Origin of the sequence: Mesorhizobium sp. WSM4311, assembly GCF_002295115.1 — a bacterium.
In the GTDB taxonomy this organism is placed as follows: domain Bacteria; phylum Pseudomonadota; class Alphaproteobacteria; order Rhizobiales; family Rhizobiaceae; genus Mesorhizobium.
In genome coordinates this window covers 142,073-157,061 of the sequence record NZ_NSFV01000013.1, presented here as the reverse complement: position 1 = coordinate 157,061, position 14,989 = coordinate 142,073, and the positions used below count along the sequence as shown (strand labels likewise).

10 protein-coding genes and 2 pseudogenes are annotated in these 14,989 nt (G+C 58.3%); 1 reads left to right on the top strand and 11 read right to left on the bottom strand.

Annotated features, from left to right (window positions below; all coding sequences use genetic code 11):
- Positions 1-132 (top strand): annotated as a pseudogene (locus tag CK226_RS27665) (IS481 family transposase); the annotation flags it as partial.
- A gap of 106 nt (positions 133-238) precedes the next feature.
- Here CK226_RS27665 and CK226_RS27660 read toward each other — a convergent pair.
- The 11 genes and pseudogenes from CK226_RS27660 to CK226_RS27610 all read right to left on the bottom strand — a co-directional run bounded on the left by CK226_RS27660 (position 239) and on the right by CK226_RS27610 (position 14,792).
- On the bottom strand, positions 239-2,110 hold the full coding sequence (locus CK226_RS27660; protein WP_063169260.1) for an acyltransferase family protein: 1,872 nt from the start codon (positions 2,108-2,110) through the stop codon (positions 239-241).
- 83 nt (positions 2,111-2,193) lie between these two features.
- A complete protein-coding gene (locus CK226_RS27655; RefSeq protein ID WP_063169261.1) occupies positions 2,194-2,754 on the bottom strand; it encodes a CpaD family pilus assembly lipoprotein in 561 nt (186 codons plus the stop codon).
- A gap of 12 nt (positions 2,755-2,766) precedes the next feature.
- On the bottom strand, positions 2,767-4,188 hold the full coding sequence (locus CK226_RS27650; RefSeq protein WP_063170365.1) for a type II and III secretion system protein family protein: 1,422 nt from the start codon (positions 4,186-4,188) through the stop codon (positions 2,767-2,769).
- 71 nt (positions 4,189-4,259) lie between these two features.
- On the bottom strand, positions 4,260-4,946 hold the full coding sequence (locus tag CK226_RS27645) for a response regulator transcription factor (RefSeq protein ID WP_063169262.1): 687 nt from the start codon (positions 4,944-4,946) through the stop codon (positions 4,260-4,262).
- Positions 4,947-5,751: 805 nt separating this feature from the next.
- Positions 5,752-5,920 (bottom strand): annotated as a pseudogene (locus tag CK226_RS35780) (transposase); the annotation flags it as partial.
- Between the two features lie 714 nt (positions 5,921-6,634).
- A complete protein-coding gene (tdh, locus tag CK226_RS27635) occupies positions 6,635-7,669 on the bottom strand; it encodes an L-threonine 3-dehydrogenase (protein ID WP_063169264.1) in 1,035 nt (344 codons plus the stop codon).
- Positions 7,670-7,734: 65 nt separating this feature from the next.
- Positions 7,735-8,748: an adenosine kinase gene (locus CK226_RS27630; protein WP_063170366.1), complete on the bottom strand. Its 1,014-nt coding sequence runs from the start codon at positions 8,746-8,748 to the stop codon at positions 7,735-7,737.
- Positions 8,749-8,848: 100 nt separating this feature from the next.
- The gene (gene metK, locus CK226_RS27625; protein ID WP_063169265.1) at positions 8,849-10,024 is read right to left on the bottom strand and encodes a methionine adenosyltransferase; all 1,176 of its coding nucleotides are present in this window, start codon (positions 10,022-10,024) and stop codon (positions 8,849-8,851) included.
- A 57-nt stretch (positions 10,025-10,081) separates the two neighbouring features.
- The gene (glyA, locus tag CK226_RS27620) at positions 10,082-11,419 is read right to left on the bottom strand and encodes a serine hydroxymethyltransferase (RefSeq protein ID WP_063169266.1); all 1,338 of its coding nucleotides are present in this window, start codon (positions 11,417-11,419) and stop codon (positions 10,082-10,084) included.
- A gap of 37 nt (positions 11,420-11,456) precedes the next feature.
- Positions 11,457-11,801, bottom strand: a complete 345-nt coding sequence (locus tag CK226_RS27615; RefSeq protein ID WP_082826567.1) for a helix-turn-helix domain-containing protein — start codon at positions 11,799-11,801, stop codon at positions 11,457-11,459.
- Positions 11,802-12,857: 1,056 nt separating this feature from the next.
- Positions 12,858-14,792 (bottom strand): HrpF/NolX family T3SS translocon protein, encoded by a 1,935-nt coding sequence (locus CK226_RS27610; protein WP_024505366.1) that lies wholly within the window; start codon positions 14,790-14,792, stop codon positions 12,858-12,860.
- Positions 14,793-14,989: the final 197 nt, after the last annotated feature.

The window sequence follows — 14,989 nt, the reverse complement described above, 5'->3', positions numbered from 1 at the left end:
CATCGTGCCGCCGAACTGCCTGTCTGGCTGCACAGATACAATTGGCATCGTCCACATGGCAGCCTAAAGTCAAAAACGCCTATCAGTCGCCTCGCCCTGATCGAGGACAACCTGTTGAAGCTCCACACCTAGGTCACTATCGGGGGGCCTTAAACCTGAACAGCTCCATCGTCGCGGCTGCTGCGGAAGCAGGAGCTATCACTGGGACCCGTACTGGTGCTTGTCAGCCGCTGAGCCGCTACTTCGTCTTAGGAAGAGCATTGTCCTTGCCAAAAGCCGGCCAGTATTTCGAGATTGCCAGTGTGGCGCCGGCTGAAGAGAAATGACCATAGTCGAAATATAAAAACTCTCCTCTATCGAAATAGGCGCAGCGTCCTGCGCTGCACAGGAATTTCAGCGGATCGATGAATGTGGCGCCTTTGGTAAATGAGCGCACACGTTCGTTGACGTCGGGGTCCATCGCGATCGGCCAGGACGTATCGTCCAGATTTTGGCGCTTGGCGAAGAACGCAATTTTCCGGACGTCAGTTGGGAACTGCGGAGACTGGCCGATGACAAACACGCGCACGCCCAGGGCACGAAGCGTAGCGATTGTTTGCTGAAGACCGTCGAAACCTCTGACCTCATAGTCACTCCATCTACCGCTGAGGATAACCGTCTTGATGTCCGCTTCCAAGATGACGTCCAAGGCCTTGCGATTGAACCGGACACAATCAAGACGATCGTACGGGTAGTAATAGAGTATCGGCGCGCAGCTGGCGTACGTATATTCAACGATGTTCGCCTGCAATCGATTTATGTTAGCACCCAAGCCGGAAACATAGTGCGCGGCGAAGGAGTCGCCCCACAAAAAAACCGTTGTTGGAAAACCGCTGGTGCGCGTGCAATCCTCCATATTCCAGCTTTCGATCCGGCTGGTGCCCTCGTTGAAACAGATGCCATTCCTCCAGTCCCCGACGGAAATGCGCCGCTGGACATAGTCCGGAAACCGTTGCGGAAAGCCGTTGCCGAGCGCCCCCGCCGCTCCGCCGGCACAAAGGACAACGATCGCGAGCGCTGAAAAGGCGAAGATAGGCCCCGGGGAGGTGAAGGCCCTCTTCTGTCGAAACGGCTGCTCTACAAACTTCCAGGAGAATGCAGCCAATGCGAGGCTTGCCACCAACATCGCACCGGTCATCAACGGATCGAGTTTTTGGAACGAAAGATAGTGCGCGAACGCATTGAGAGGCCAGTGAACAAGATACAACGAATACGAGATGAGCCCAATCCAGACCAGCGGCCTGACTTCGAGCATGCGGGTGGCGACCGTCGAGGGGGTATTTTGGCCAACATAGATCAGAAGGGCCGTTCCGATGCATGGATACAAGGCGTTGTAGCCTGGGAACGGATCACTCGCCGAAATCGCGAAGAACCCGATGGCGAGAAGGCCAAATCCGGCCACCCCCACCGACTCCATCAGGAGTCGGTTGCCCAGCGGCGAGGGGCATTTGAGCATGAGCAGGGCGCCCAACATGAGTTCCCAGATTCGGGTCGGCAGCAGATAGAATCCGGCGGTGGGTGCCAGCGATGTCGCCATCACCGCCACTACGAAGCTGCAGAGAATTATCGGAAGAAGTGTCGTCAGCCAGCGCTTCCCGATGTAGCGATAGATTAGGAACATCAGGATTGGTGCGAAGATGTAGTACTGCTCCGCTACGGAAAGCGGCCAAGTGTGCAACAGTGGTAGAAGCGCGGCATCGATAGAGAAGTAACTTGACGTTTTCCAGAAGAAAACGTTCGACCAGAAGGTCGAGGTAGCTATGATGCTAAGACTGAATCCGCGCAGATCCGGTGGCAGAAGAATGAACAATGCCGCAATGCAGGTGAGAAGCATCACAAAGACGAGCGCCGGCAGAATGCGCCGGGCACGGCGCCAGTAGAAGTTGACGATGGAAAATTGGCCGCGTTCAAGGTCATCCAGGAGGCTTCCGCTGGTTAGGTAGCCGGAGATGACGAAGAAGATATCGACCCCGCTAAAGCCACCCGGGATCGCCGAAATTCCGAAATGAAAGAGTACGACCGGAAGTACAGCAACGGCCCTAAGGCCCTCGATATAGCGCCTATATTGCATCCAGCGGTTCCTTTTATTTTAGATCAGGACGCGATTGGAAGCTTTCAATCTCCGGTAGGAGTGCTGCCGAGATAAGGGCGGTATCAGCCACCTTTATCCGTCCCGAATGTTCTGTAAGTTGCAACTGGTACAGAAGCACGATCGCCATCGCCGGCCTTGACGGCCTGATTGTCGAGCAGATCGCGCGGATCGTTGACCATCACGGCCAGGTTATGTCCTGTCGAACAACCAAGCGGCTGTTTGAAGGATTCTTCATTGGGTAAGGCACCATATGAGGGACAGACCGGCGGACGGGCGTGATAGACAATCGCCTCAATTCGCACTGAGCCGGCGTCGTGTTGATCGCGCAATTGAATGTTGTCTTCTTCGATTGCCAACTGCCTGGCCTGATGGGCTACCCCTGCGCTGAGCTGGGGCGAACCGCTGATGAGGAGGTGGATGGCATCGAACCGGCCGCGACTGGCCTTGTCTAGGAAAACACGCAAACGCTGCCGTTCGGAAGCGCGCAGGCTTTGCAACGTCAGGACGGTGGTCTCCTCTCGGACAAGCATTGGTGCCGATGGTTCGACATCAACTGGCGTAGTGCTTGTGCAGCCACTTACGCTTGGTGCCAGAGCGACAAAGAGGATTATAAAACGCAACATCTTTGGATGACACTATTCGATGATGAAGCCGAGACCGCCCTGGGCGCTTGGCGCGCCCGCACGGATAGCAGCGCGGTCTCGCGGGGGACTTGTCACGGAATTCGTCGGAGCGCCCCCTCCGTTCAAAGCCGGTGCCGCCCGCTCGGTCGGTGCGCTCATCTGGTTTGGGTTGGAGCCTGGTCTTACAATGTAAGGCGTAACTAGAATGACCAGTTCTGACTCCTCTTTTTGAAACGAGGTCGAGCGAAAAAGCGGTCCCAGGATCGCCAGTTCTCCGAGCCAGGGAAAGGCCCTGACATCATTGTTGACGTTCCGCCTGATTAGACCGCCGATTGCGAAGCTCTGGCCGCTGGCGAGTTCGACGACCGTATCGGCTCGGCGCGTGGAAACTGCCGGCACGGAAATTCCGTTGATTTGCACGGCACCTTGCGTCGACAGTTCACTGACTTCGGGCGTTACGTGAATGTTGATTTGATTGTTGCTGAGAACTGTCGGCACAAATTCCAGACTGACGCCGAAGTGACGGAATTCAACCGATACCTGCCTGTTTTCCTGCAGGACAGGAATGGGAAATTCGCCGCCCGCGAGAAAGCTGGCCTTTTCACCCGACATAGCGGTGAGGTTCGGCTCAGCCAGGACGGAAGCTATATGCTCCTTGGCGAGCGCGTCGAGAACCGCGCTGACGTTGACGGCACCGTTGTCGAATCCGATTTCTGCTGTACCGCCACCCTGGGTTGAACCAGACCCAGCGCTTGCAGCGCTTCCGCTTAGAACGCCCACTTTGAAATTGCCGATTTGACCGAAGGCGGACAAGTTGACGCCGAGTGACTTCATGGCGCTGCGTGAGACTTCGGCTACGCGCACGCTGAGGTTAACTTGCAGGGATCCAGCGACCTTGATGTTGTTGACGACTTGCGCTCCGTCGCCCAGATATTGCTCAGTGACTCTTTTTGCGGTGTCGGCGACCTCTGCGTCGGGCGCCGTCCCGCTAAGGATTGCGCCGCGCGGCGTATAGTTGACGCGGATGGGATAGTCGCCGACCTGCTCCCGCAACATGGCGCGTAAATCCCCGATCGGTTGCGTGACAACGATACGCAATTCGGCGAGAGGCTCGCCATTGCCATCCAAGGCGAATAGGCTGGTCCGCCCCGATTTCTTGCCAAAGACGAAGATTGTTTTGCTCGATGGCGCCTGAAAATCCGCGATCGTGGGGTCAGCAACAAAGATGGTCGTGGCTGGCCCGGGCAGATGAACGGTCTCCCCGAGCGAAGAGGAAAGGGTCAGCGTGGCGTTGATGCTATTCGAAGCCGCATGCGGCGGGCCTTTGTCCTGCTTGTTTTGCGCCGCGACACCAAGTGGGAAAGTCACAATAAGCGCGCAGAGGAGATGGCCCAGGTAACGGGGCACTGCAGGTCTTGTAACCTTGTTGGCGATCGCCCGCCAATTGAGCGCAGCGCAAGGATGTTGAAGGATCAGCAAAATAGATCTTCTTTCGATTCGACAAACTATGCGGACGAGGCGTCAGTCAATTCTAGGATGTAACCAATGCCTCGGATGGTCTTGATCCGTGGCGTTGCACCTGATCTGGTCAGATGTCCCCGTAAACGATAAATTCCGACTTCAAGCGCGTTGGCAGACACGTCGTCGTTGAATGAATAGAGGTGATCTTCCAATTGCGCACGGGGCACGATGCGGCCTGCCCGGTTAAGCAGGTGCTCTAGAACACAGAGTTCGCGACGTGCGATCATCATTGGGTGCCCATCAACGAAAACCTGGCGGGCGACCGGATCAAAGTCGAGATTGCCAAATACGAGCCTCAGGTCGGTCATCTGTGTCGCCCGGCGCAGAATGGCTCTCATTCTGGCAATAAGCTCATCGGTAGAGATGGGTTTGAGCAGAAAGTCGTCCGCACCACCGTTGAAGATCGCAATTCGCTTATCGAGATCGTTAAGGCTGCTCATAATGACGGCAGGAACTGAATGCCCGTGGGTCCTCAACTGCCTCAGCCAACCCAAGCCATCGCCATCTGGCAGAGCCAATTCCAGCAGGAGAATTTCATAGCTGGCGCAAGAAAATGCACTCGAAGCCAGTTCCAGAGTACCAACGACATCAACGACGAAGCCGCCATCCCCGAGCGCAAGTCGCATGGCGCGCGCAAGATCCGCATGATGATCCACGAGCAGCGTTCGCATTTCATCTCCTCTCGAAGAGGGACGGCCCATCGAACGCGTCACCGGCGGCCATCTGATCGGAGCACACGGCGCGCAACTCGTCGCAGCTCTCGGAACTGGTCCGAGTCGGAGGGACATGCAAGTCGCTCGGTGGCAATAGGCGCGGGTGAGGACCAACTGACGGGCTCAAATACGCCGGTCGGCGAACCCACGAGGCCAGCAACCCGCGTGCGATTTCTCGTTGCATCATCTCTCCTACGTGCAGCCCCTGCGCTCGCAAGGCAGCGTCGCGGCTCAGAGCCCGATTCCCACAGAGGGTAGGGTTAGCTTTCGAGAAACTGATTGAACAAATCGATTATTTGGATCGAATGCATCCACGGTATGGATGCAGCGCACCATCTTCAACGACTGCGGCGTCCTGATGCACTGTTGTGTCTGTCGTGCTCTGCTTTTTTCGCTGTCCTTCAAGGCTGGCGAGCCTGGTGGAACCTGCGCGTCATTGGCTTGGTAGCTTGAATGCTCAACAACGGAGCGCCCTGCGCAAAGCCGCTCTCATTTCCAAAAAGCCTTGCAATCTGGTTGGAGCACTTCGCGCTCGACACCAAAATAGGCGAGGAAAACTGACGTCTGACAGGGATGTACATGCAACAGCCGATTTGCGGCACCAGCAAACGACCGCGTTCAGGCTGAAGATCGACGACCAACGGCTCCTCGATTTCCGCACTTTTACAAGCTCTTCCTGTGCGGGCGGATGCCGGCAAACAGCAGCACAGGGTCAGCGAAACCGGGAGCGGGCCTGCTTGATCGCCATGATCACATTGCCGCTGTCGCGCGTGCGGAGCGGAATGCAATCGGTCCAGCCGGCGGCAATCCGGTCAGCACCATCGTCTGCACGAAGCTCCCTGACGAAGACGTGCCCGAATGCGCTCAACAAAGCCGGGCGGCGGATCTTTCCAATCGCCGAAGGTGCGGGCTGGCACCGAGCGGCGAACTGCGAACTCATTCCTGCCCGGCGGCGCTGGCCGCCGCGAGCGTCGATGCGGACCCAGCCGCTCCGAATCCTCCCACAACACGATGAGCGCGTCGCGGACATCGCTGCCGTAACAGCGGCTGCGGCTCTTGCCCGCAGACGGCCTCTGCTCACGACGGTTCATAAGACGGATCGCGCGCTTGCGAATAATAGCCGGTTACCGCCTCGAACTCATCCAGAATGCGCCGCTTGTCAACGCCGCAATAAAGCTCCACGATCGCCGCTTCACCGTGTCGCCATGCTGAGCCGCGCCATCCTTCCCCCGAACCGGAATGGCACGACCTGTCCATCCCCTTTGGAACAGGACACTATTGGTAACATTTTGCTTGAGGCAATGCGGCTCGTTGCCTTCCTTTTCGCTGACCGGAAGGGTACCGGAAGTCGTCTATCGCATCTTACCCGCTGAAAGCGGCAACACCTCGACCTCAATCGCAGATCATAGGAAATAGACGATCGCGTCGGGGCCTCAGCATCGGTTCACCGGGTTTCCGTCATCGACTGAAGCGAATTGCCCCATCGACCGTCACCGGGTGGGCCGCGATACGTCGCCGTATATGATTAGCGAGCGCACGTAGCGGAGCCATAGCTCTCCACCCAGCCATGTTCCCCTAGTTGGAAAATGTCCGGCGGACCAGAGGTGCTGTCGTCAGCTTTTCCTGAATAGCGGCCAAGGCAATCCCTACCAGTCCATCACCACCTTGCCGGAACTGCCGCTCTTCATCGCATCGAAACCGATCTGAAAATCGTCGATGCCGATGCGGTGGGTGATCAGGCCGGAGACATCCAGCGGACCCTGCACAAGCGCGATCATCTTGTACCAGGTTTCGAACATCTCGCGGCCGTAGATGCCTTTGAGATGCAGCATCTTGAAGATGACCTTGTTCCAGTCGATCTCGAAGCCGGTCGGCGCGATGCCCAGAATGGCGATCTTGCCGCCATTGTTCATGGTGTCGATCATGTCGCGGAAAGCGGGGGCGGCGCCTGACATTTCGAGGCCGACGTCGAACCCCTCGGTCATGCCGAGCACCGGCATGACGTCGCGCAGCTTCTCCTTCGAGGCGTCGACGACATGCTGGACGCCGAGTTTCTTGGCTAGCGCCAGCCGCACCGGGTTGATGTCAGTGATGACCACTTTGCGCGCGCCGACGCATTGGGCGACGAGCGCGCCCATGATGCCGATCGGCCCGGCGCCAGTCACCAGCACGTCCTCGCCGACCAGATCGAAGGACAATGCGGTGTGGACGGCATTGCCCAAGGGATCGAAGATCGCGGCAATCTCATCGGGCACATCGTCGGGGATCGGCACGACATTGTGCTGCGGGATCGCCAGATACTCGCCGAAGGCGCCTGGACGGTTGACGCCGACGCCGAGCGTGTTGCGGCACAGATGCCCTCGCCCGGCGCGACAGTTGCGGCAATGGCCGCAGACGATGTGGCCTTCGCCCGATACACGCTGGCCGACCTTGTATTCGGTGACCGCTGCGCCGAAATCGGCAACGGTGCCGACGAATTCATGGCCCGTCACCATCGGCACCGGCACCGTCTTCTGCGCCCACTGGTCCCAATTGTAGATGTGCACGTCGGTGCCGCAGATCGCCGTCTTCTTGATCTTGATCAGCACGTCGTTGGGGCCGATTTCCGGCACCGGCACCTCTTCCATCCAGATGCCCGGTTCGGCCTTGGCCTTCACAAGCGCCTTCATCATGTTCGACATCAGGATTTCCCTATTCCGTGATTGCGCTTCTGGCGAGATAGCCTGCACAACGGGAAGGTAGGCCACTAACTCGTTTGAACGTCCGGAATGGTCAGCCCCGCCTGCTCAGCCTCGCGGCGCAAATTCTGACGGGGCCTGGGGCCGATCTGCTGGATCACCAATCCGGCTGCCAGTGAGCCAAGGTCGCCGCAAGTCTGCAGGTCGCGGCCTTGCGTGTAGCCATGCAGGAAGCCGGCGGCATAGAGATCGCCGGCGCCCGTCGTGTCGACCAGTTCCTTGATGGCGGTCGCCTTGATCACCACGGTCTCGTCGCCGCGCACGATCACCGAGCCTTTTTCCGAGCGGGTGACGGCGGCGATCCGGCAATCCTTGCGGATCTGGGCCAGCGCCTCGTCGAACGACGATGTCTGGTAGAGCGACTTGATCTCGTGGCTGTTGGCAAAGACGATGTCGACCGTGCCCGAGCGCACCAGGTCGAGGAATTCGTCGCGGTAGCGGTCGACGCAGAACGAATCCGACAGCGTCATCGACACTTCTCGGCCTGCCGCGTGCGCCAGCTTCGCCGTCTGGCGGATTGCCTCCTTGGCGCGCGGCGGGTCCCACAGATAGCCTTCGAAATAGGTGACCTTGGCGCCGGACGCCTTGTCGGCTTCGACATCCTCAGGGCCAAGCTCGACGCAGGCGCCGAGATAGGTGTTCATCGAGCGCTCGCCGTCGGGCGTGACGAAGATCATCGAGCGCGCCGTCGGCGGCTCACCCTTGAGCGGCGTGGTGCCGAAGGCGACGCCCTGCGCATGGATGTCGTGGGCGTAGATTTCGCCCAGCGCATCGTTGGAGACCTTGCCGAAGAAGGCCGCGCGGCCGCCAAAGCTGGCGACGCCGGCCGCCGTGTTGCCGGCGCTGCCGCCGGACGCTTCGATCGCCGGGCCCATGCGGCTGTAGAGCAGTTCGGCGCGTTGTGTGTCGATGAGGTTCATCGCGCCCTTGATGATGCCGTTGGTCTCGAGGAATTCCTCGTCGCACTGGGCGATGATGTCGACAATGGCATTGCCGATGCAAAGCACGTCATAATCCGGCATCAAAATCTCCGCCAAAACCCGAGCCGGCTTCTTGCCACGCCGGCCGGGCGTGGTCTCGCGAGTTGAAATGGGTTGCCGCATGCGCTTGATCCAGCCGCCCTCACGCAGCTGCCGGTCCGGCTTCACGCAGCAAATCGTCAGCTTTGTCCGTCTTCTCCCAAGTGAACTCAGGCTCTTCACGCCCGAAGTGTCCGTATGTCGCCGTCTTGCGGTATATCGGCCGTAAGAGATCAAGCATCTTGATGATGCCTTTCGGTCGGAGATTGAAAACCTCGAGAACAAGGCGCTCGATCCTTTTTTCCTCGATCCTTGCGGTTCCGAAGGTATTGACCATGACAGAAACCGGACTGGCCACGCCGATCGCGTAGGCAAGCTGAACCTCGCAGACCTCCGCAAGGCCGCTGGCAACGATGTTCTTCGCGACATACCGGGCGGCATAGGCCGCCGAGCGGTCAACCTTGGATGGGTCCTTGCCCGAAAAGGCACCGCCGCCGTGACGCCCGGTCCCACCGTAGGAATCGACGATGATCTTCCGTCCTGTGAGGCCGCAGTCGCCGGCAGGCCCACCGACCACGAACCGCCCTGTTGGGTTGACCAGAAATCTGATCCCCGAAGTATCCAGGTGGGCCGGCAGGACCGGTTTTATGATCTCCTCAATGACGCCTTCGCGGACCGTGGCTTGTGAGACCGCTTCGTCATGCTGCGTTGACAGGACTATGGTATCCAGCGCCACCGGGCGGAGCCCTTCGTAGCGTACCGACACTTGAGATTTCACGTCCGGACGCAGCCAGCCAAGCTGTCCCGCTTTCCGGACCTCGGCCTGTCTTTTCGTCAAATGGTGAGCGAGTTGGATCGGCAGGGGCATCAATGTATCCGTCTCGTTGCATGCGAATCCAAACATGATGCCCTGATCCCCTGCCCCTTGCCCGAGATCCTGCCCTCGTCCTTCATCAACGCCCTGGCTTATGTCGGGCGACTGCTCGGTGAGGGCCAGAACGACGGCGCAACGTCGACCATCAAAGCCAATCGCATCATCGTCGTAGCCAATATCGAGTATCGTATCGCGGGCGACTTGGCTGTAATCGATGTGGGCATGGCTGGTGATCTCGCCAGCCACAACGACCATCCCCGTCTTCACCAACACTTCACAGGCGACGCGCGCCTTCGGATCGGTGCGCAGGACCGCATCGAGAATGGCATCGGAGATGTTGTCTGCCATCTTATCGGGGTGTCCCGCGCCGACGGATTCGGAAGAGAACACGAACTGCCTGGTCATAAAAATGCCCTCGCTTCAAGTGCTGGAGTTAGTGAGGAGTTTCTGGATTGGGGTGGCTTATCGGTCGGGGATGCCGGGAACATCGAACGCAGTGCAGAAGTCGGCAACGTCTCTTCGTACGCTCGCATGAACTTCCTGGTCATCGGGCTGGCGGCAGACCGAGTCGATGAAAGCGGCGATCTGCACCATCTCCGTTTCGCGCATGCCCATGGACGTCACCGCTGGTGTCCCTAAGCGGATGCCGCTTGTCAGCGCCGGATGCCGCCGGTCGCCCGGGACCATATTGAAATTCGCAATGATGCCTGCACGCGATAAGCGCTCCGCATAGGCTTTGCCTGACAGCGACCGGTCCCGAAGATCAAGGATCAGCATGTGATTGTCAGTGCCCCCGGTGACGAGTTCATAACCTCGCTCCAGAAGTGCCTGGGCCAGAGCCTTGGCGTTGTGGACGATCTGCTGACCGTAGACACGAAAGGACGAGTTCGCTGCTTCCTGCAAAGCGACGGCAAGCGCGGCGATAGTATTCATATGCGGTCCGCCTTGCAGAAGAGGGAACACGGCGCGGTCTATACGTTTGGCCAGATTGTGTTTGCTCTTCGGATGATGGAGGGGCTGATAACGGTCTTCATTCCTTGATAAAATGAAGCCACCCCGGGGACCGCGGATCGACTTGTGAGAGGTGCTGGTGACCACATCGCAATGGGACACGGGGTTCGGATGCACTCCTGCGACAACCAGGCCGCAGATGTGGGCGATGTCAGCCACCAGATACGAGTTCACCTCCGAAGCAATTTCGGCCATTGCCGCGTAGTCAAAAATACGCGGATAAGCAGTTCCGCCGACCCAAATTAGCTTCGGGCGTTCCCGCTTGGCGGTCTCGCGCAAGTGGTCATAGTCAATTTGCTGTGTCTTTTCGTGCAGCCTGTACGGGACGCGCTGATAATCGCTGCCGGAAAAATTGACGGACCAACCGTGAGTCAGATGGCCGCCTTCGGGTAAAGGCAAGCCCATGACTTTGTCACGGGGGCTCAAAAGCGCGCGATAGACAGCCTGGTTGGCTGGCGAGCCTGAATAAGGCTGGACGTTGGCATGTTCACTGCCAAATAGCGCTTTCAGGCGCTCGATCGCGAGGGTCTCAAGCTCATCGACGATCTCGTTTCCGGCGTAGTAGCGCGCACCGGGGTATCCCTCGGCATACTTGTTGGTGAAAATCGACCCGGTCGCTTCCAACACCGCCGAGGAGGCAAAGTTCTCGGAGGCGATCAGTTTGAGAGTTGTCCGCTCCTGACGCTCCTGTCTTAGAAGCAGTTCGTGAACGCGGGAGTCGACGGCGGCTAAGTGAGGCCGCCCGTAAGTGTCGGGCTGCGCGATGGCGCCGCCGGCGGAGTTATCCATGGTAGTCGCGCTCCATTTGGACTGATCTATTTCACGATCAAGCAGGCGGTCCCTTCAACCGCGCGTCTTGTATTGCTTCCAGGCGTTGTAGGTCTCTTTTATGATGGCCATCATCGTGGGGCAGGAGATCGACCACCAATTGAGCCAGCTCGCCATCCTTGCCTCCTGCTTGCATATGGTACGAAGACTGCGGACGTTGTTCGTTGCAGCAAAGAAAGTTGGCTCTGACCAGCCGCCGAACGTGGCGTCGAACCTGCTCGCGAGGCAGACCGGTAATATCGGCCAGCTCGCCGACGGTTAGATCCGCATGCGCGCAAAGGCCCAGGATTCGAAGGCGATCAAGATGCGCTGCCGTCCTTAGGCGATTTACCAGTGTCAACATTGGTTAGCATCAACCCGGACGGGATGCAGCAAGCCGCTAGCCCTTCTATCCCCATCAATCCGCATGAGACCTCTCTCGTCATTTGCTGTAAATCCGCTGGTATGGATGCTAATGGAAGATAGATCACAGTCCTTTCTACGACTAAGACGCCAGATATTGGGGCTAATGTACCACCTGACAGGAGACTACACTCACGAACATTATGTGAATTTTTTTTAACGTTGCTGAGAATCAAGGGGGAGGTTTGGCGAATGTCTCGCCGTCGACTGTCGAATCCTGCCCGACGGGATTATAGGGTGCGTAGCCTGCTTGTCCTTTCCACATGACCAGCGACGATGGGGCGAAGGCGGCAGACATAGCTCTGGAGCATGCTGCGGTATCTTTGGCCTGAAGCCGAGGAAGGCGGACCGTGGCTTCCGCGCCGCTGCCGGGAGCCCGCGAACAGGCCAAGTGGATCAGCCGGGTGTTGCCGTCATAGAGCGTGAGACCCAAAGCTGGCCAGCCGCGCCCTGAGGCTGACGCACCGCTCAGCGTCCACCTTGCTCTCGAAGCCCATCGGCATAGCGCCGATAACGACTTGACCGCGTGCGTGTCGACGAGCGATCGGTGAGCGCAAGGATCGAGGGTGCAGTGCAGGATAATGCTGTTTTAAATCAGCGCTGTTTTCAGCCGACTGCCTTGAGCGTGGCACGAGGATATAGGCCCAAGGCAGGAGATCATCGTCTGCTGTTCGGGAGGCCGCCCTGGGCGCGCGACAGCCGTTCCTTCGGCTGCGCCGCTCCGCCACCATCCGCGCCGTGCCTTCCGGAGACCATTCCCGCTACCGGCCGGCGCCCGTGAAAACCTCGACCCGGCGCACCGGCTCGAGATGGCTGGGCTCAGCGTAACTCTGAAGTCGTCATATACCGAAGTCTTCACAGACTTCGGACATCCCCCTCACAGTCCGATCCAGATGGCGTCAGGAACACCGCTTGCGTTGATGCGGATGAACCCCTGCTTGTGCCACAATGACCCTTATGTCAGCGCGCGAGCCAAAGCTTCCGCGCAAGGCGACGGCTAGGATAAGGCAATGCCGACGAAGGGCACATTGCTTGCCACACTCTGGAATGATGGCATGCTCGGAAGGCCTAGGCTTTGCTCAGGGCCGCCTGCAAGGCGCGCTTTGAGGTTATTCACATAGCCTTCTGCGTAGTCCTGCGCCGTCGAGACCGAAAGATCAATGCCTGCCGCCAAGGCCTCTTCCATCAGGTGCTTTACGAGCCCATTTCGAATGGCCAGCTTGACCTCGGGGCCTGCGATAAGGCCGATCGCCTGCGCGGCCATATTGAGGCCAGCTTCCTCCAGCGCTCGCTTCATATCGCCTCCGTTAATGGCCGTACGCAGGAGATTGGCTGCTTGCGACTCAGCCTCGAGAACCATCGAGGCAAGATCGGCTACTTGTCCGAGGCCCGGAATGAAGCTGAGCAGTCCCACCGCCGTTGCCGCCAAGTCGAGCACTTTCGTCTCGATTTTGAGCACGGAGTCGACGACGTGCATGACGGCCCCGCCGTTCTTTTTGGCTGACTTAATGTCAGGCTGGTCCATCAGGCCCATCTTCATGTCCGCGACGGCATTCTGCTCTTCTGCGGTTTGGGCGCCGTGGGTGATTGGCTGCTGAACGTTGCGGTTCGCAGACGACATGTTTGTGCAAAAATGGGCAAAGTCTTTTTTGCTGATATTGCCGGAATCAACCGTATGCCCGCCGCCAAAGTCGAAGAATTTATGATGGGTCTTATAGCCCGTGATCGAATTGTTCAGGAGGCCAAACAAAAGAGGATCTGAAAGGAGCTGAGAGGCTGCTTCCCGCACTTTCGGATCAAGGCTCTTGTCGTCTTTCATTTTCGCCAGTTTGTCGCGAGTCAGAACACCGCTTCCAAAGAACGTGTCCTGATGGTCCTTGATCATCTCGACCGTATTCAGCTCAGTTTGCGTGAGGCTCATCGACGATGAGGCGACTTGCAGGAAATCCTCTTTGTGCATCTTCCCTTTCGAGCCACCGCACAACTGGTTCCAAGCATCGGGGTGATCGAGGAAATATTGCGCCGCCGCAATGACCTGGGGCGGAAATTTGCCGTTTTTCGATTCGCCGCCGACCATTTTCTTGAACTCATCCAGACTCAGGTCCTTGGACAGATTTTCGGAGTACCGGTAAAACTCCCGCAAGGCATCGCTCAAGGTCATGACCGAAGGCTGCAAACCTCCGCTGCCGTCGGATGGTATGTAGTTCTGCTCGTAGCTTCGCGCTTGGGCTTCCTGAAATGCAGCAACTTGTGGGTGGTGGTTTGAAAATCCGGCCAAGTCCTTGGCGTTGATCTTGCCTCCACAGCGGCCGTCGCCCTGCGAGCCAATCGCATAAAAAAGTCCCGAATCCTGCTGCAGTCCCTGGATCGCCGCTTTCAGATCCGGTGGCGTAGAGGGATCATTGGCTTTGTCGGTCAACGACTTCCAAGTAAGCGGGCATTGGTCCTTGTGACGGTTGAGTACCGCAACAATCTGCAACTCAGCCGTGGTCAGCGACCCACCGTTCCACGTGATTCCGGGGCTCGGCCTGGGAGCCGGCTCGATCTTCGGAGTGACGCCGAGCAGATGTTGGGCTTCAGTCGCCTTGGAGCGTTGCGATTGGTCCTCCTTGAGAGCCGCCCTCATATTTGGCGGCAGCAGATCCAGTGGGTGTTGCTCCAAGCCATTCAATGTCAAGACATCCGGTGCCAGATGGCCCAAAGGGTCCTGCCGCAATTTATCCATTGTCGAATCAAGATTCGACGCTGGCAGATCCCCTTGCGCGAAAGAGCCGGGCTTGTCTGCCAGCACACAAGTGGACAGCATCGCTTCGAAGCACGATGCACTTTGCTGATGCTGGGTCGCAAAATGGGAAACTTTCAGGCCCGGCCAACCCCTTGCGGACTGTAGCGAATTTGAGCGGTAGAAAGTTGAAAGATTACTGGCCGACATTATGCATCCTCAGACGTGACGTTGAAATCCCCACAAGAGACCCCGACAGAAGATCCCTTGCGTTTCACAAAATTCGACAATTCCAAGCGTCGGCAGGTCACGAATGCGCCTGCCCTGCCTTCAATTGCTGTGTTCCGGGCCGGCTCCAAGGTTCGGTCCAACACAATGGCCGGAGTCACCGCGAGAGCTGCCGGGAC

Coding starts and splice junctions, on each gene's coding strand:
- CK226_RS27660 (WP_063169260.1), bottom strand. CDS start 2,110: ATGCAATATAGGCGCTATATCGAGGGCCTTAGGGCCGTTGCTGTACTT.
- CK226_RS27655 (WP_063169261.1), bottom strand. CDS start 2,754: ATGTTGCGTTTTATAATCCTCTTTGTCGCTCTGGCACCAAGCGTAAGT.
- CK226_RS27645 (WP_063169262.1), bottom strand. CDS start 4,946: ATGCGAACGCTGCTCGTGGATCATCATGCGGATCTTGCGCGCGCCATG.
- tdh (WP_063169264.1), bottom strand. CDS start 7,669: ATGTCGAACATGATGAAGGCGCTTGTGAAGGCCAAGGCCGAACCGGGC.
- CK226_RS27630 (WP_063170366.1), bottom strand. CDS start 8,748: ATGCCGGATTATGACGTGCTTTGCATCGGCAATGCCATTGTCGACATC.
- metK (WP_063169265.1), bottom strand. CDS start 10,024: ATGACCAGGCAGTTCGTGTTCTCTTCCGAATCCGTCGGCGCGGGACAC.
- glyA (WP_063169266.1), bottom strand. CDS start 11,419: ATGGATAACTCCGCCGGCGGCGCCATCGCGCAGCCCGACACTTACGGG.
- CK226_RS27615 (WP_082826567.1), bottom strand. CDS start 11,801: ATGTTGACACTGGTAAATCGCCTAAGGACGGCAGCGCATCTTGATCGC.
- CK226_RS27610 (WP_024505366.1), bottom strand. CDS start 14,792: ATGTCGGCCAGTAATCTTTCAACTTTCTACCGCTCAAATTCGCTACAG.